Raw genomic sequence first — 16861 nt, 5'->3', positions numbered from 1 at the left:
TGTAAAACAGGTAATTTTTGTCATTACAACCACTTTTATGGATATGAAAGCGCCGCGCGTAACCCTTCGGCAGTGGGCCGTCTTCGCGGCCATCGCCAAGAGCGAAACGACGACCGCTGCTGGCGAAGCTCTCGGCCTCTCGCAATCAGCCGTGAGCGCGGCGCTGGCCGAGCTGGAGTCGGCGCTCGGGCATCCGCTGTTCGACCGGCATGCACGGCGGCTGCACTTGAACGCCTTGGGCCGGCAACTGCTGCCGCAGGCCCAGGCGCTGCTCGATCACGCCGATGCGCTGGAGCACGCCACGGCGCAGCCCAATGTGCGGCTCCGGCTTGCAGCCAGCAGCACCATTGGCAACTACGTGCTGCCTGCCCTGCTCGCCGATTTCCGGCACCAGATCGCGCCAGGCAGTCAGCTCGACGTGCTGATCGGCAACACGCAGGACGTGGTAGACGCCGTGCAGCGCTTCGAAGTCGACATCGGGCTCATCGAGGGCACGTGCCGCGGCGAGGCGCTGGAGATCGAAACGTGGATCGACGACGAAATGGTCATCGTGGCCGCGCCAGGGCATCCGCTCGCGCGCGGAGCCGGCCCCGTCTCGCATGCGGCACTGCGCGAGGCGGGCTGGCTGATGCGCGAGCCGGGCTCCGGCACCCGTGAGCTTGTCGACAGCCGCATCGCATCGGTGGTGGGGCCGCTGCATGTCGCCCTGGAGCTGGGCCACTCGGAGGCGATCCAGCGCACGGTGGCGGCGGGCTACGGCATCAGTTGCCTGTCGCGCCACGTGGTTGCCGACGCGCTGCGCGACGGACGGCTCGTCGAGGTGGATAGCGGCCTGCCGCGCATCGCCCGGCCGCTGCTCATCGTGCGTCACCGCGACAAGCACCCGACGCATGGCCTGACGCAGTTCATCAGCACCCTGCGCCGCCACGCCACCGCGCCGGATTCGAAAAAAAATCGCGCGGGGGACTAGCGCGATCCGAAAAAGGTTGTTATAGTCTCGTTTCTTCGCGGGGCGTTAGCTCAGTTGGTAGAGCAGCGGACTCTTAATCCGTAGGTCGAGTGTTCGAGTCACTCACGCCCCACCAGAACTCGCGTAAAAAGCCCAGTCCTCACCGACTGGGCTTTTTGCTTTTGTACTCGAAGACATTGCCGCCCCTTCCCTTCTCTGGGCCATGGCGCGGAATGCCACGCGGTGCACCACAGAGGTGGCGCGCCACTAGTCGGCAAGGTCGATGCGCAGGCGCATGCGCAGGCTCAACGTCTGACCGGGCTCCAACGCGCGCAGCCCTGTGCCCTCCCACCCCTGCGCCGCCAGGTTCACCGCATCGGCCACGTGCGAAACCGGCTCCAGACAGAAATAGGACTGGCCGCCCGGCGCATGCAGGATGCAATGGTCCAATGCTCCTTCTGCGTCCAGCGTGAGCGTGCCCTCTGCGCGTGCCAGCACGGCCTGCTGCTGCCAGTCGCTGTAGTAGACGCTGAGGGCTTCGGGCAGGGCGCGCAGCTGTCGAAAATCTTCGCGGGGCGCGACACGCTCGCGGCGCAGGGCGACTTCGCCGGCGTCGGTCGGCCACATGGTTCGCGCATCAAACTGCACTCGCGTATCGGCGGTCCGGGTGAAGTACGGATGAAAGCCGCCGCCGGCCGGCATGCTGCTGTCGCCGTCGTTACAGAGCGTCATGACGGCGTCGAGCCCTTGCTCACTGAGTACGAACGTCTGGGTAGCGGTCAAGGGCCACGGCCAGTTGCCGGGCTCGGGCGCGTATCGCAGGCCCAGCACGATGGACGAAGCGGTGTGCTGCTCCACGTCCCATGCGCGCGCATGCGCCAGCCCGTGCATGGCATGGGGCTGGCCCGGGTGCGGGGCGAGATGGACGGTCCGCCCATTCCATGGGAAGCGCGCATCCCGGATGCGGTTGGAAAACGGCAGCAGCGGATAGCAGCCCGCCTTGGGCCAGGCCAGCCCGTCGAACCCGTCACGCAGGCACTCTGCTGACATCGGGGCCAGCCAGTCGATGCGCTGCCCGCCAGCGCCCACCGAAGCCAGCGAAGCGATGCGGCCCCCGGGCGGCCGGCGCGACGGCCATCGTCAGTGCGCCGGCCTGCAATGTGTGCACCGGCCCCGGTGCCAGCCACGACGTACCCGCCATCAGAACGAATGCCGGATGCCGACCATGCCCACGAACTGGCTACGCCCGTTCGACGGCGTGCCGTTCTGCGAATCGCCCACCGACGCCACGGCGTCAACCATGCTCGTGCCGGCGCCGCTCGCGCGCAACGTCTGTCCGCTGGCCCGCTGGTACGCCTCGATCGCGTAGAAGGCCGTACGCTTGGACAACGAATAAAGCTGTTCCATCGAGAACTGGTTGTACTTGGCCGGCGACGTGATGCCGTTGCGCGCCTTCTCGGCGGTATAGCTGTAGCCGAACGCGAGTGTCAGCGCGGGCGTGGCTGCATACGTGGCAATGGCGCCCACGGTGTTGAACGTGGCCGATTGCGTGAACAGCGACGTGGCGCCCGGCTTGTACTGCACGTTCGAGTAGTTCAGCCCGACCATCACCTTGCCGAAGGTGTAGCGCGCCGCGGTGGCGATGAGCTGGGCGGTATCCGCCGATGCATAGCCCGCGTTGACCGGCGAGTTGTTGGCGAACGTGCCGACGTTGCTGAAGTTGCCGGCGGTCGCGCCGTTCGACACGTTCTTCAGGCGCGTATAGCCGGCGCCCCACGAGAACGCCTGGTAGTCGTAGCGCAACGCCGCACTGACGCTGCTGCCGTGGGAAATGCTGCCCGCCTGCTCGCCAAAGCCATACTGCACGCCAGCCTGCAGGCCCCCGAACACCGGTGACGTATACGTGATGGAATTGTTGAAGCGCAGCGTGGTGTCCAGCGCATCGACGTCACCCGGGTGGGCGCCGGTGGCGCCGGTCAGGACATTGGTCGGTCCGAGCGATGCCACGTACTGGAAGTACGGCGTGTACTGACGACCCAGCGTGACCTGCCCGTAGTTCTTGTTGTTCAGGCCCACGTAGGCCTGCCGGTTGAAGAGGAAGCCGGCCTGGCTCTGCTGGCCCGTGTCGGCATTGAAGCCGCTCTCCAGCCGGAACAGTGCCAGGTTGCCGCCGCCCAGATCTTCGGTGCCATACAAGCCGAACTTGCTCGCCAGGAGCGCGCCCGAGTTGATGTAGGTATTGGAGTGCCCGCCCTGGTTGCTCGAATACGCGAACGCGTTGTCCACCACGCCATACAGCGTGACCGATGTCTGCGCAGACGCATGCATTGAAGCGCCCGCGCACAGCAGCGCCGCCGATACATAGAGCGGGGTGAGGGAATGTTGGGCTCGTGTGGTTTCCATCGTTGTGATCTCGGTTGTCTCCTGCACCAAGGAAAAACCGCGCGCCGCCGGGCTCTCCGGATCCCGATGCCGGCACGCGATCGGATGCGGCACTAGGCCTGCAACTGCAACGTCAGGCGGCGCCAGCCACCCTCGACAGCGGTCTCCAGCACGCGGGCTTGCGGCGTTTGCACGGTTCGCGCATCGCCTGCGGGCAGGAGAATTTCAACGGTATCGGCCCGCGTCGGCATGCGGCCTTCGCGTGAAACATGCAGCGTGACGGTGTGGGCGTCTGAGACGGCCCGCACATGCCAGCGGCCATGCTGCCCTTCCCGCCACGCTTCGGTTTCGCCGTCGTCTTCGATGCAGCCGCCGACAGCCTCGCCCGCACCTCGCACGGGCACGAGGAGAAAGCCGCGCTGGTCGGCGCGCCGGTCGAAATGCTGCTCGGCCACGTTCAGCGCGATGACGCCGCCTTCGCGGATCAGCATCACCGGCTGATCCCACGGTGCGGGCAGGGTGACGCTCCGGCCGCCGTCGAACGCTTCGCCGCTCCAGTACGACACCCAGCGTGCGCCGGCGGGGAGATACACGGTGCGCTCGCTCTGGCCTGGGTCCACGACGGGCGCGGCCAGCAGCGATGCGCCGATCATCATGTCGTCGCACTCGTCGTAGCAGCGGCGATCTTCCGGGAACTCGGCAAAGGTCGGCTTGAGCACCGGCTCGTAAGCCTGCGTCGATTGCCACAGCAGCTCGTACAGATACGGAATCAACCGGTAGCGCAGCTTGATGAGCGAGGCAATTTGCGAGGTGACCTGCGGATACATCCACGGTTCGTTGACCGTCTTGTCGTCGTTCCACGAGTGGATGGAGAAGCGCGGCAGGAACACGCCAAAGGCCACCCAGCGTACGAGCAGCTCGGGCGACGGCGCCGGGCCGGCAAACCCGCCGATGTCGTGGCCGATATTGGAGACGCCCGAGAGCGCGAGCCCCAAGCCCATCTTCAGGTTGTAGCGCAGCGTCTCCCACGACGTGTAGTTGTCGCCGGACCACGTCTGCACGTAGCGCTGCATGCCGACGCTGCCCGAGCGCGAGACCAGGAACGGCCGCCGCTGCGGTGCGTACTCCAGTTGCGCTTCGCGCGACGCACGCATCATCAGCATGGTGTGCAGCACCTTGGCCTCGCGGATCGGCGTCTTCTTGCCGAAGCCGTGCGCGAACGCGTTGGGCGTCCAGACCTCGAACTCGTTGTTGTCGTTCCAGGTGGCGGCCATGCCGTAGTCAAGCAGCGCGCTCTTGACGTTGGCCTTCCACCAGTCGAGCGTCTTGGGGTTGGTGAAGTCCAGATATGCACCGACCTCGTCCCAGAACTGCACCCACGCCGGTTCGCCATTGGCATCGCACACCAGCAAGCCGGCGGCTTTGGCTTCGTCAAACTTCGGGTGGTCGCGCAGCAGGCACGGCTTGATGTTCGGACACAGGCGGATGCCTGCATCCAGGTAGCTCTGCACAAAACCGCGCGCATCGGGGAACTTGTCAGTGTTCCAGTGGAAGACGTAGCGCTTCGGCCCGATGGACGTGTAACCCGACGACAGATGGAACGAATCGCACAGGATGTCGTGCTTTCGGCAGCCGTTGATGAACTCGGCCATCTGCTCCTGCGCGTTGGGCGCGTCGGTGTACGTCATGGTCGAGCCGGAATAGCCCAGGCCCCACTTCGGCATCCACGCCGGGCGGCCGGTCAGCCATGTGAAGCGGCGCGTGGCATCGAGCGGTGTGTCGGGCGAAGCAATGAAGTAGTAGTCGAGATCGCCAAACGGTGCAACGAAGTAACGATAGTGGCCGTGGTAGTTGTCCAGCTCGCGGCCCATGTCGAAGCTGCAGTCCGACAGCGTGTCGTAGAACAGCCCGAAGCCGGTGCGGTTTTCCGGGTGCCACGTCACGTAGAACGGGATGTGCTTGTACAGCGGATCGGTCGTGCGCGCGCTGTAGCCCATCGCGTCGATGTTGCGCATCTCATAACGCTGGTGTGCGCGGTTCATGTCGCCGGCGCGCTCGCCCAGGCCGAAATACATCTCGCCGGGCTCGCGGCGCACGTAGTGATAGACCTGCTCGTCCCAGTAGCCGAAGTTGTAGGCCTGCGTGGCGCGGTCGGCCAGCACGGTCTGCCATTGGCCCGATCGGCCGCGCGTCTCCCAGGTGCAGAAACCACCTGCGAGCGCAATGCTCAGGCGGATCTTGGTGGTCTGCACGCGCAGCGTGTCGGCGTCGGCGTGCAGCGCAAACGCCGGCAGGCTGAAGCCGCTCATGTCGCGCCGGTCGCGCCCCTCGAGCGGCGCGTCTTCCGCGCCGGGCGCAATCGACCACGTGGCCGGGCCACGCAACTCTCCGTGCGGCAGCACGAGCACGCGCAGGATGTCGTCTTCCAGCACAAAGACTTCAATGGCGGCGCCGGTGCCGCTTGCCAGGCGCAGGCGATTGCCTTCGCGCGCCTGCAGGTCAAATCGGGGGGGATGCAGCAAGGACATCGTCTTCAACTCAGCTTTGAAACAGGAAGGGAGGACTGCGCCTGACGCGCCGCGCGCTCCTCATGGGATTGTCCGCGGATCAGCACGATCAGAAGCACGGCGCCGGTCAGGTCGAATGCGCCGAGCATGCCGAACAGCGGCCCATAACCGATCTTGTCAGCCAGCGCCCCGACCAGCAGCGAGAAGCCCAGGCCGCCGATCCACGCCGACATGCCCGCAAAACCGCTGGCGGTACCGACCTCTTCCGGGTCGAACACATCGGCGGAAAGCGTGTTGACCAGGCCCGAAATCATCTGGTGCGCAAAGCCGCCCACGCAGAACAGCACGATGGCCGTGTACGGCGAAGCGACCAGCCCCACGCACGCCGGGCCGATCATCATGACCGCGCCCAGCACGACGCCGCACACGCGCGACCACACCAGAGGAATGCGGAAACGCTTGATGAGGAACGGCGACAGGTAGCCACCGGCGAGGCCGCCGAGGTCGGCCGCCAGGAACGGCAGCCACGCAAACATGGCGATCGCCTTGAGATCGAGGTGGCGCTCATTGACGAAGTACAGCGGGATCCAGAAGCTGAACGTCTGCCAGGCCGGCTCGGCAAAGAAGCGCGCGAGCGCGATGGCCCAGAAGCGGCGCGACGTGACGACGTCCTTGACCGGCCGCTTGCCGCGCTCGGCAGCCACGGGGCGCAGCTGTCCGCCGATGATCTTTTCGCGTTCGACGCTGGAGAGCGCGGGATGGTCCTTCGGCGAACGATAGAACGCGAACCACAGCGCCGCCCACAGGAAGCCGATGGCGCCCGTCACCACGAACGCGGACTGCCACCCATATCGCAGATGCAGGAAGATCACCAGCGGCGGCGCCAGCATCGCGCCAAGCGAGGTGCCCGAATTGAACCAGCCGACGGCCACGGACTTTTCCTTGTCGGGAAACCATTCGGCGACGGCCTTCATGCCCGACGGAATGGCCGCGGCTTCCGTCAACCCCATCAGCGCGCGAAAACCGGCAAGCGAGAGCCAGCCGCTCGCGCCCGCATGCAGCACGCCCGCAAACGACCAAAGCACGCCGAACAGCGCAAAGCCGATGCGCAGTCCGACCAGATCGACAATGAACCCGCACACCGGCTGCATGATCGTGTAGCCGACCTGGAACGCGGCGACCACGTAGGAGTACTGCTGGGTGCTCATCCCCAGTTCGTCCTTGAGCGTGGGCGCGAGCACGCCCAGCGAGTTGCGCGCCAGATAGTTGATGATCGTGCCCAGGCACACCAGCACGATGATCCACCAGCGCAGTCCCTTGATGGTCTTCACGGTTTGTCTCCGGATCTTTTTATATTGGGTAAGACACGGGCAGCGCAGACCGCCCGCGGGTGTTGCCTGCTCAGCGGACCATGCAGGGCCGCTTGTTGTCGAACTGCCAGTCGGGGATCAGCTGGCGCATGGCGATGGCATCGTCCCGCGCGCCCAGGCCATGCTCCTTGTAAAGCGCATGCGCCTTTTCGATCTCGGCCATGTCGAGCGTGACGCCCAGGCCCGGCGCGGTCGGCACATCGATCTCGCCGCCGACGATCTGGAACGGCTCGCGCGTGAGCCGCTGGCCGTCCTGCCAGATCCAGTGCGTGTCGATGGCGGTGATCTTGCCGGGCGCGGCGGCCGCCACGTGCGTGAACATCGCCAGCGAAATGTCGAAGTGGTTGTTGGAGTGCGAGCCCCACGTGAGGCCCCAGTCGTCGCACATCTGCGCCACGCGCACCGAGCCCTGCATCGTCCAGAAATGCGGATCAGCCAGCGGAATATCGACCGAATGCAGCTGGATGGCGTGACCCATCTGCCGCCAGTCCGTGGCGATCATGTTGGTGGCGGTGGGCAGGCCGGTCGCGCGCCGGAATTCGGCCATCACCTCGCGGCCGGAGTAGCCGTTCTCGGCGCCACACGGGTCTTCGGCGTAGGCCAGCACGTGGTGCTTGTCGCGGCACAAGCGGATGGCTTCTTGCAGCGACCACGCCCCGTTCGGGTCGAGCGTGACGCGCGCCTCCGGGAACGCTTCGGCCAGCGCGGTGGTGACGACCATCTCCTCGTCGCCGCTCAGCACGCCACCCTTGAGCTTGAAGTCCTTGAAGCCGTAGCGCGCATGCGCTGCCTTGGCCAGCCGCACCACGGCTTCGGGCGTAAGCGCCTCCTGGTGGCGCAGGCGTGTCCAGTCGTCGGTGGCGTCGCTGCCGTCGGCGTAGTCGAGGTCGGTGCGCGTGCGGTCGCCCACGAAGAACAGGTAGCCCAGCGCCGGCACCTTGATGCGTTGCTGCCCCTGCCCCAGCAGCGCGGCCACCGGCACGCCCAGATGCTGGCCGAGCAGGTCGAGCAGCGCGCTCTCCAGCGCGGTGACGGCATGCACCGTGGTGCGCAGGTCGAACGTCTGCAGGCCGCGCCCGCTGGCGTCGCGGTCGGCAAACTGCCGGCGCACGGTATTGAGCACATTGTTGTAGGCGCCGATCGGTTGTCCGACCACCAGGGGCGTCGCGTCTTCAATGGTCTTGCGGATGGCCTCGCCGCCCGGCACCTCACCCACGCCGATATGGCCGTCGGAATCTTGCAGGATGGCGATGTTGCGAGTGAAGAACGGGCCATGCGCGCCGCTGAGGTTCAGCAGCATGCTGTCGCGGCCGGCCACGGGAATGACCTGCAGGCGTGTGACGCGCGGGCCGTGCTTGGCGGCTTGGGGGGGTTGGTGATCCATCGTCATCGGTGATATGTCATCAGTCGTCGTACAACATGGACGACGACTATAATGGACACTTCCCAACGGGGTCACCCTGGTAAACCCGCAATCCGCCGCCGGAGACCGCATGCCCGACACCAGCCCGCCCGCAACGCTCGTGCGCCGCACCCAAAGCCTCGCAGACGTTGTGGTGGACCACATCAAGGGGCGCATCGCCATGGAATCCCTGCGCCCCGGCGACAAGCTGCCCACCGAATCCGCGCTGATGGAAACGCTGGGCGTGAGCCGGACCGTCGTGCGCGAGGCGATCTCGCGCCTGCAGGCCAAGGGGCTCATCGAAACGCGCCACGGGATCGGCAGCTTCGTCCTGCCGCCGCGCACCGACAACAGCATCCCGCTGGGCGAGGCCTCCACGCTGCACGACATCCTGTCGATGCTGGAACTGCGCATGGCCATTGAAACGGAATGCGCCGGACTGGCCGCGCAGCGCATCAGCGCTGCGGAAATCGACGCGCTGCGCGCCGCGCTCGACGCCATCGAGCAGGACCAGGCCGAGGGCCGGGACAGCGCGACCTCCGACCTGCAGTTCCACCTGAGCATTGCACGCGCCACGGGCAACGAGCACTTTGTCGGCGCCCTCGCCCAGCTTGGCAAGACGCTCATCCCCCGCACCCGCATGGACCTCGCGCAGGTGGGCTACCTCAACGCGCCCGAACTGCGCGCGACGGTCAACCGCGAGCACCACAGCATCTTCGACGCCATCGCCCGCAAGGACCCGGAGGCCGCGCGTGCCGCCATGCGCATGCACCTGTCCAACAGCCGCGAACGCCTGCGCAGTGCGCACGAGGATGCCGGCCGGCTCGCCGCACAAGCGTCGGCCTGAGCGGTCAACCGAAATCCGCGAGAGTTGTCTGACGTCTTACGAAAAAACCGGCGCCGCCTGGGGCCCGTTGATAAACATTTGCATTCCCGGCCGCTCAGCCACGTAACCTGAGCCTGCACCGACCCCTCGTGGGTGCGCTTTGGCCGCGGAAGAGAGAGCTGCGGTCACTTGGCCCTGATGCTCCCGTCCTGAGCGTCAGGGCATTTCTTTTGGGCAACCGGTTCGCACGTCGGCTGCCGGCAACAAAAAAGCCCCGATCTTCGGGGCTTGGCGCCATGGACCGCAGCGCTTCAGCGCTCGCGCATCAGGAGGTGGTGGCCCGCCAGGAGGATGACGGCGCCCATCATCGCGCCGATCCAACCCGCAGACTGGCCGGGCTGGTACCAGCGCAGCAACTGGCCCAGAAAGCTCGCGGCCAGCGCGCCTGCCACGCCTAGCATCGTGGTCAGAGTGAAGCCCGTGAGGCCGCATCCCGGAGTGATCCGCCGCGCAACGAGCCCTGACAGGAAGCCGATCAGGGCCGTGAGAATAAGCAGATGCATGACGTCGACTCCGCGGCTCGAACGCGCTGCGGACGCATGGGCGTCAGTTCGGGCCCACGGTTTCCATCACGCGCTCCAGGCAGAAGCCCTGCCCGTAGATGGCGCGCAGGCGCAGGCCGTTGTCGGGACCGAGCAGCAGCTTCTTGCGCAACCGCGAGACATGCGTATCGAGCGTGCGCGAATACGGGCTCAGTTCGCGCCCCCACAACGCCAGTTCGATGTCGGCGCGCGACAGCACGCGGCCCGCATTGGCGAACAGCAGCAGGGCGAGCTCGAACTCGCGCGCATGTACCGATACCAGCGTATCGCGCAGGCGGATGGCGCGGTTCTGACGATCGATCGTGTAAGGCCCCAGCTGAATTTCAGAAGCGCGCACGGCACGGCTCACGGCAAAGCGGCGGATCAGCGCATCGAGCCGCGCGAGCAGCTCGGGCGGACGGATCTCGCCCTGGAAGCACAGGTCTGCGCCGTGATTGAGCGCGTCGGCGGTTTCGGAGTCGGCATGGCCATCGGCGAGGTAGACGATGGCCATGCCCGGCCCCACGCGCTCGCGCACGGTGCGCACGAGCGACAGGCCTGGCATGTCGTGCGCATGGGAACCGACCATCAGCAGGTTGATGCCCTGCAGGTCAATGGCCTCGAAGACCTGGCGTGAGAGAAACAGGGGCACGCATTCAAAGCGCGTCGGCTGCAGCGCAGAGTGGATCGCCTGCTGACGGGCGAGATGCGTGTCGATCAGACCGATTTTCATGGCTCGGTTTCGTGGTTGGCTACGCGTGGCGTAGTCGCGCGACGGTTTGATGGCGGTGTTGCATGTCTGGAGCATCGTCAGCCTCGCTATGCCACTTGGGTTCACGCCGCCCCGCCAGCCAGGACCGCTCGCCCTGTGGCGGGTTCCCGCTGCCGTGCAGAGCGCGGTGCAGTTCGGCACGAACGCGTTCGTACTCGCATTCGGTCAGAACATCGGGGGCGGTCTGGCTCAACATGCTTGGCGGCTCGGTGGATCTGTACGCCGTTTTGCCCGGACGCCATCGTCTCTCGACCGGTGTTTTTCACCAGTGCATGTTGTGCGGGTCGGCCAATGAACTGTAGGGTGGCCGCAGCGCCCAAATGCAAATGATTGAAAAAGAGAAGCGACCGAAGCCTCGCCCCAGGGCGGGTTTCAGGCGTCAGGGTAATGTGGCGCGCGCGGCAGCCACAGCGTGAAGGTCGAGCCCAGACCCGGCGCGCTCTGCACGGCAATGCGGCCGCCGTGCCGGTCCACCACGGTCTTCACGAAGACCAGGCCGAGGCCGCAGCCTGAAGGCGCATTGGGCGCGCCCTCGTGCAGCCGATGAAATGGCTGGAACAGCCGGGGCTGATCCGCCAGCGCGATGCCGGCGCCCTGGTCTGCCACGGACACCGCAAACATCGCGTCGTCCGCCGCAACCGACACCGTCACCACCGAACCCGGCGAACTGAACTTGATGGCGTTATTGAGCAGGTTCACCAGCGCGCGCACCAGCAGCCGTGGTTCGCCGCGCACGGAAGCCTCGATGTCAGCCGCCACGCGCACTTCCACCTGATGGCGATTCGCCAGCGGCCAGACCTCGTCGGCGGCATCGAGCACGAGGCCCAGCAGGTCCACGTCGACCAGCTTGAGCGCCTGCGATTCGGCGCGCGCCAGGTCGATGAACGCATCCGCCAGCTCCAGCGTGCGCGAAGACAGCTGCTCGATGCGCGAGAGCAGCACCTCGCGATCGAGCGCACGCGAACCGTCGCGCTGCAATTCGATGAGCGCCAGGATCGCGCTCTGCGGCGAGCGCATGTCGTGCGAGATGAAACGCAGCGCGTCTTCGCGGCGGCGTTCGGCTTCGCGAACCGGCGTGATATCGGCAAAGCTGACGATGATGTCGACCGGGCGCCCTGCCTCGTCGCGCAGCGCCGCTGCGTGCATCAGCATCGAGCGGCCGTCGTGCGTACGCAGCTCGACGGGCTCCAGTCCCGCGGGCTCGGCGAGCCAACGCGCCCAGTAGTGCTGGCCTGCCGCCGGGTCGGGAAACGCGCGCACCAGCAGGCTTGGCAGATCACGCAGTGCGGCAGCGCGATTCTGCCCCGGCGACGGCGACTGCCCCGCCAGCTCGGCGCTGCGGCCGTTGGCCAGGCGGATCGTGCCGTCTACGGTGCAGATGACGGTGGCATCAGGCAGGCTTTCCAGCGCATCGGCCAGGTAGCGTCGCAGGGCTCGGAGCCTGTCTGTCAGCGCGGCAACGGCATCCATGTGTGCGCCCAATGTGCGGCCGGTACGGGCCAGCGGCGTGGCTTCCGCCAGCAGGCCCGGCTCACGGGTCAGGCGCTGCATCTCGCCACGCAGAAAGCGCAGCGCGGCTTCCTGCTGGCGCCAGCTCCACAGCGGATACAGCACCAGCGGCCCGACCATTGCCGCGAACGGCGGCAGCCAGCGATTGGCAAACACCAGCGCGCCGATCGAACCGACGAGCAGCACCATCGCCCCGGCCATCGACACGGCGAGCGCCATGCGCGGCGTCCACCAGCGCACGGCGCATGCCGTCATCAGCAGCGGCAGCAGCGTCATCGCCCAGAAGACGCCCGTGGACACGGGCAGGATGGCGCTGCCGTCCAGCACCGTCTGCGTGGCATTGGCGAGCACTTCCACGCCGCTCATCGTGCGCGAGGTGGGCGTCGCAAAAATGTCCGACACACCGGAGGCCGTAGCGCCGATCAACACGAGCTTGCCGGCAAACGCGTCCGCCGCCACGCGCCCGTTGAGGACGTCGAGCGCCGGCACGTGACGGAATGTACCGGCGGGCCCGGCAAAGTTCAGGCGGATGTTGGCCTGGCGTGTCCAGCCCTCGGCATCGGTCTGCACGTCACGCGAGGCCGGCAGCGAAGCCGGTGGCTGGGCCGCCTGCCGTGCCAGTTGGAGTGCGAGGTGGTCGAGTACATGCCCGCGCGGCCCCTCTGCAAGGTAGACGCTTCGCACCACGCTATCGGCGTCGGCGGCCGCATTGATGTGCGCAACCGCCGCGCCGATGCCGAGAAACGGGTAGTGATACACGCGCCCCTGCTCCGTACGCTCGGGCAGCGCCGGCAAGATGACACGCCCGGCCTGCGCGATGGCGGACGACAGCGCGCGGTCGCCTTCCGGGTGCGCAAGATCGGGCTCGATCAGGAGGATGTCCACGCCGAGGGCGCGCGGCCGCGCCTGCCCGATCCGCGCAACGAGATCGGCGAGGCGGCTGCGCGGCCACGGCCAGCGACCCACGGCATCGAGGCTCTGGTCATCAATGGCGACGATCACGATGTCGTCGCGCACCGCATGGCCGTGCAGCGTCAGCACCGTGTCGTACAGCGCCGCATCAAGCCGTGCCACCACGTTCCAGCGCGCGGCGCCCAGCGTGAGCAGCACCGCCAGCGCCACGAGCACGGTCCACTCCAAGAGCGCACGCAGCCCCAGGCGGGGCGCGGGCGACGTGGCCGGTGCCGGATCAGTCATTGAGCAGCAGACTGCCGCCGCCGCTCTGCACCGGGCTGCGCGAAGAATCGCCGACGAAGCTCCCGACGTCGATGCGCTGCGGCTTGCTGTAGATCACCGACGCCGCATCGCCGAGGTCCACGCCTGTGCGGATGTAATACACGCCGGCCGGCGGCTTCGACATGGCTGCTTCGCTCCCCTCGCTGACGATATCGACGATGGGCTTGGTGAAAGTCGACTCGCTGGCCAGTTGCACGCGCGTACGTGCGCCAGAGGCCGTCAGTTCGGGCGCCAGCGCGGGCCAATGCGCATGCAGCTTGCCGTCGTTGCCCGCATTGACTGCGGCTGCTGGCACCGATTCTGGCGGAACATCCAACAGGCGAAAGCGCAGTGCGTCGCTCCACGGGCCGGTCTTGCCATCGGGTGCCACCGAGCGCACGCGCCACCACCATGTGCCTGCGCCGAGCACCTTGCTCAGGCGCACGTCGATGCCGTGCTGCCGAATGAGCGGCGATGCAAAGCTCTGCGCATCGGCGACTTCCATGTCGTAGCTCGCGGCGTCAGACACGGAGGCCCACGCGAACGCCACCTCGCCGCTGCGGTACACCTTGCCGTTGGCGGGCTCGGTCGTAAACGGCGCTTCCGGATGCAGGCGAACCGTAAAAACACGCGTGGCCGATACGCTCGTCAGGCCCAGCGCGTCGATGCTCTGGACGACGAGCGTGTAATCGCCGTCCTCATCTCCGCAGATGTTGGCGCCCGGTGCCTGGGTCGATTGATACGGGCCGAGTTCGGTCAGCGCCGAGTCCCGTGCGACGGCCGCGCGATACGCCGCCGCGCCCTTGGCGGGCTGCCACGTCGCGCGAAAGCACGGCGTCTGCACCAGTTCCGGAATGGCACCGAGCCGGGGCGCAGCCGGCAGCGCAGCACGCTGGAGCCGTCCGCCCGAAGCCTGCACGCCAAACCCGGCCTTGATGCCCTGCGCTCGTCGGCCGGCCTGTGCCGTCACCTGGCCCTCCAGCACCGAACTGGTCGACACGGAGTCGCTCGCCTGCACCCGGAAACGGGTACCGCGCACACCCGTCACCAATGCCGGCGTCGAGATTTCATACCGACCGACGCCGGTCTTCTTCGGCGCGACATTCGATTCGGCCTCGCCCTGCTTGACGTGCACGCGCACGTCGATAAGTCCGGCGTGCGCGAACGCACGCACACGCGACAGCGCGACGTGGCTGCCCGGCGGCACGGTCATGCGTGTGCCGTCGTCGAAGGCCAGCGTGACGGCGCCTTTGTCGCCCGTATCGATCTGCGCGTCTTCGGCGAGCTTCATGCCAGCTTGCAGCGGCTTGCCGTCGGAGTTCGCGTCGCGCGCAAACACCACTTGCGCCGTCGCACGCACAACGGGAATGCGATCGAACGGAATGCGCAGAATGGACCCCGGCTGCAAGCGGTACGGATCGGCCACGCGATTGCGGCGCTGCAGCACGCGCCAGCCGTCGATGCCGTCCATATAGCGCTCTGCCAGGTTGATGAGCGTATCGCCCTGCTGGACCCGATACAGGAAGTCCCTGCCGTCCGCCCCCGAAGGCTGGGCCACGGCCGCCTGCCACCCGCCCCCGAAAACGACAAACGCGCCGACAAACGCGGCGCGCCCCATCCAACCGTCCCACCGCTTGTCAGTTTGTTTCGCCATCTTCTTGCGTGGTTTCGAGCCGATAGCCATGCGAATACACCGAGACCAGGCGGACCCCATTCTTCTGGTTGAGGTCGAGCTTGAGCCGCAGCTTGGAGATATGCGTGGCCAGCGTGCGCGAATCGGGGCCGATGCTGCGCCCCCAGACGGCCTGCTCGATCAACTCGCGCGGCACCAGCTTGCCGACATTGCGGAAGAGGTACAGCGCCAGGTCAAACTCCCGCGGCGACAGTTCGACCTGCACGCCATGCAGCGTCAACACACGGCCGAGCGGATCCACCGCGTACGGCCCCACGCGTATGCGCTCGAGCGACTCGCCCGTACGCGGAGCCGCCCGGCGCAGCAGCGCACCCACACGCGCGACGAGTTCTGCGCGGCGCACCGGCTTGATCACGTAGTCGTCGGCGCCGGCGGCCAGGCCGCGGACCACATCATCTTCGAGGGAGCGGTTGGTCAGGAACAGGACCGGCAACGCCGGCCCCACCGTCTGCCTGACCCAGCTGACGAGCTGGATACCGCTGATGTCCGGCAGTTGCCAGTCAAGCAGCAGCAAGTCGAACGTGCGATCGCGCAGCGCCTTGACGAAGGCATCGCCGTTGCTGAAACACTCGCATTCGTATCCGGACGAAACCAGGATCTCGCGAATCAACTGTGATTGCGCCTGGTTGTCTTCTACCGAGGCAATTCGTATCGCCATCTGGACTGCCTTTTCCCCACACCGGGCCCGGTCTTCACTACGCGGGATGCCGGCTCACTCCCTCTGTCGTTGTGATGGGGTCCCGGGCCGGCGTCGCTGTTCAACGTGCCGGCCGCCTCCGGCGCGGCACCGGCTCCCGCGCAAGACCTTTCTCCGCCCGCCGGCATGCCGACTTGGGCCCAGGTCATCCTAAAAGGACACCCCGGTCATATTGCAAACAATTGTGAAAACCGAGAGGCAACGCCATGTCTTTGTATCGTTCTATCACTTTTTGTGACGTCTGCACAGGGCGCCCTCCTACGGTGGAGCCGCCCCATTTCCCAGGCATCGATCGCCACGAACACAGGTATCCGCGACCCGCGTTGCGAAGTCGGCGGCGGCCACGCTCGACCTTTCGAGTGAAAGTGGATCAGAACTGGTCCCGCGGCGAAAGGCGGAAGCGACTCCATCGCGCCCTGCATGCGTGCGCCAAAAGAAAAAGCCCCGAACCAGTCGGGGCTTTTCTGCATTCTGGAGGCGGAGGCCGGAATCGAACCGGCGTACACGGCTTTGCAGGCCGCTGCATAACCACTTTGCTACCCCGCCTTAGGGTTCAGCACCGCATTGTAGCAATTCGTGGAAAACCACGTATTGGCCGTGCCGATAAAGAAAAAGGGAAGCAAGGCTTCCCTTAGGGATTGGAGCGGGAAACGAGGCTCGAACTCGCGACCTCAACCTTGGCAAGGTTGCGCTCTACCAACTGAGCTATTCCCGCGTAACCGGTCATGCCGCCGCACCATCACCTCGGTACGGCCACACATTCAAAACTGGAGCGGGAAACGAGGCTCGAACTCGCGACCTCAACCTTGGCAAGGTTGCGCTCTACCAACTGAGCTATTCCCGCAATTTTGGCTACCAGCACTGCCGTACAACCTGTGTGCTGCAAGACCGTTTGCGTCACATCACTGCAACGCGAGAACGAGATTATGGCAAAAAAGAATCGCGCTCGTCAACAGGT

Annotated in this window: 11 protein-coding genes, 4 tRNA genes and 1 pseudogene; 3 read left to right on the top strand and 13 right to left on the bottom strand. The window is 66.3% G+C overall.

Features of this window, described 5'->3' with window-relative positions; all coding sequences use genetic code 11:
* The first annotated feature begins 37 nt into the window (after positions 1–37).
* Both KHN96_RS07695 and KHN96_RS07690 read left to right on the top strand, forming a co-directional pair.
* The gene (locus KHN96_RS07695; protein ID WP_062739275.1) at positions 38–970 is read left to right on the top strand and encodes a LysR family transcriptional regulator; all 933 of its coding nucleotides are present in this window, start codon (positions 38–40) and stop codon (positions 968–970) included.
* A 39-nt stretch (positions 971–1009) separates the two neighbouring features.
* Positions 1010–1085 (top strand) — tRNA-Lys (locus tag KHN96_RS07690).
* Between the two features lie 131 nt (positions 1086–1216).
* Here KHN96_RS07690 and KHN96_RS07685 read toward each other — a convergent pair.
* From KHN96_RS07685 to gudD, 5 genes and pseudogenes are all read right to left on the bottom strand, one after another.
* Positions 1217–2150: pseudogene (locus KHN96_RS07685) on the bottom strand (aldose 1-epimerase).
* Entirely contained in the window at positions 2150–3352 is a 1203-nt protein-coding gene (locus KHN96_RS07680; RefSeq protein ID WP_062739277.1) for a porin, read from the bottom strand. The pseudogene KHN96_RS07685 and the gene KHN96_RS07680 overlap by 1 nt, the downstream one beginning before the upstream one ends.
* A 92-nt stretch (positions 3353–3444) precedes the next feature.
* Positions 3445–5859 (bottom strand): glycoside hydrolase family 31 protein, encoded by a 2415-nt coding sequence (locus KHN96_RS07675; protein WP_062739430.1) that lies wholly within the window; start codon positions 5857–5859, stop codon positions 3445–3447.
* Positions 5860–5864: 5 nt separating this feature from the next.
* Positions 5865–7169, bottom strand: coding sequence for an MFS transporter (locus KHN96_RS07670; protein WP_045786484.1), 1305 nt, complete (start codon positions 7167–7169; stop codon positions 5865–5867).
* A gap of 70 nt (positions 7170–7239) precedes the next feature.
* Positions 7240–8592: a glucarate dehydratase gene (gudD, locus tag KHN96_RS07665; RefSeq protein ID WP_062739431.1), complete on the bottom strand. Its 1353-nt coding sequence runs from the start codon at positions 8590–8592 to the stop codon at positions 7240–7242.
* 109 nt (positions 8593–8701) lie between these two features.
* Here gudD and KHN96_RS07660 point away from each other — a divergent pair, with 109 nt between their 5' ends.
* Positions 8702–9457 (top strand): FadR/GntR family transcriptional regulator, encoded by a 756-nt coding sequence (locus KHN96_RS07660; protein WP_045786483.1) that lies wholly within the window; start codon positions 8702–8704, stop codon positions 9455–9457.
* A gap of 290 nt (positions 9458–9747) precedes the next feature.
* On the opposite strand, the gene KHN96_RS07655 is transcribed toward KHN96_RS07660, so the two are convergent.
* From KHN96_RS07655 to KHN96_RS07620, 8 genes are all read right to left on the bottom strand, one after another.
* Positions 9748–9999, bottom strand: coding sequence for a GlsB/YeaQ/YmgE family stress response membrane protein (locus tag KHN96_RS07655; RefSeq protein ID WP_062739278.1), 252 nt, complete (start codon positions 9997–9999; stop codon positions 9748–9750).
* Between the two features lie 43 nt (positions 10000–10042).
* Complete coding sequence (locus KHN96_RS07650) at positions 10043–10750, bottom strand: response regulator transcription factor (protein ID WP_045786481.1); 708 nt, start codon at positions 10748–10750, stop codon at positions 10043–10045.
* A 411-nt stretch (positions 10751–11161) separates the two neighbouring features.
* A complete protein-coding gene (locus KHN96_RS07645) occupies positions 11162–13495 on the bottom strand; it encodes a CHASE2 domain-containing protein (RefSeq protein ID WP_115043980.1) in 2334 nt (777 codons plus the stop codon).
* The gene (locus tag KHN96_RS07640) at positions 13488–15167 is read right to left on the bottom strand and encodes a FecR family protein (protein WP_045786479.1); all 1680 of its coding nucleotides are present in this window, start codon (positions 15165–15167) and stop codon (positions 13488–13490) included. Before KHN96_RS07640 ends, KHN96_RS07645 begins: the two co-directional genes overlap by 8 nt.
* Complete coding sequence (locus tag KHN96_RS07635) at positions 15151–15864, bottom strand: response regulator transcription factor (protein ID WP_062739280.1); 714 nt, start codon at positions 15862–15864, stop codon at positions 15151–15153. The genes KHN96_RS07640 and KHN96_RS07635 overlap by 17 nt, the downstream gene beginning before the upstream one ends.
* A 511-nt stretch (positions 15865–16375) precedes the next feature.
* Positions 16376–16449: transfer RNA gene (locus tag KHN96_RS07630), tRNA-Cys, on the bottom strand.
* A 93-nt stretch (positions 16450–16542) separates the two neighbouring features.
* Positions 16543–16618: transfer RNA gene (locus KHN96_RS07625), tRNA-Gly, on the bottom strand.
* A 53-nt stretch (positions 16619–16671) separates the two neighbouring features.
* Positions 16672–16747, bottom strand: a tRNA-Gly gene (locus tag KHN96_RS07620).
* Positions 16748–16861: the final 114 nt, after the last annotated feature.

The organism is Ralstonia mannitolilytica (assembly GCF_905397375.1).
GTDB classification, from domain to species: Bacteria; Pseudomonadota; Gammaproteobacteria; order Burkholderiales; family Burkholderiaceae; genus Ralstonia; species Ralstonia mannitolilytica.
This window is presented reverse-complemented; position numbering and strand designations above follow the sequence as displayed.

Excerpts from the sequence above, each read along its gene's own strand:
- KHN96_RS07695 (WP_062739275.1), top strand. The coding sequence starts at position 38 with ATGGATATGAAAGCGCCGCGCGTAACCCTTCGGCAGTGGGCCGTCTTC.
- KHN96_RS07680 (WP_062739277.1), bottom strand. The coding sequence starts at position 3,352 with ATGGAAACCACACGAGCCCAACATTCCCTCACCCCGCTCTATGTATCG.
- KHN96_RS07675 (WP_062739430.1), bottom strand. The coding sequence starts at position 5,859 with ATGTCCTTGCTGCATCCCCCCCGATTTGACCTGCAGGCGCGCGAAGGC.
- gudD (WP_062739431.1), bottom strand. The coding sequence starts at position 8,592 with ATGGATCACCAACCCCCCCAAGCCGCCAAGCACGGCCCGCGCGTCACA.
- KHN96_RS07660 (WP_045786483.1), top strand. The coding sequence starts at position 8,702 with ATGCCCGACACCAGCCCGCCCGCAACGCTCGTGCGCCGCACCCAAAGC.
- KHN96_RS07655 (WP_062739278.1), bottom strand. The coding sequence starts at position 9,999 with ATGCATCTGCTTATTCTCACGGCCCTGATCGGCTTCCTGTCAGGGCTC.
- KHN96_RS07650 (WP_045786481.1), bottom strand. The coding sequence starts at position 10,750 with ATGAAAATCGGTCTGATCGACACGCATCTCGCCCGTCAGCAGGCGATC.
- KHN96_RS07645 (WP_115043980.1), bottom strand. The coding sequence starts at position 13,495 with ATGACTGATCCGGCACCGGCCACGTCGCCCGCGCCCCGCCTGGGGCTG.
- KHN96_RS07640 (WP_045786479.1), bottom strand. The coding sequence starts at position 15,167 with ATGGCGAAACAAACTGACAAGCGGTGGGACGGTTGGATGGGGCGCGCC.
- KHN96_RS07635 (WP_062739280.1), bottom strand. The coding sequence starts at position 15,864 with ATGGCGATACGAATTGCCTCGGTAGAAGACAACCAGGCGCAATCACAG.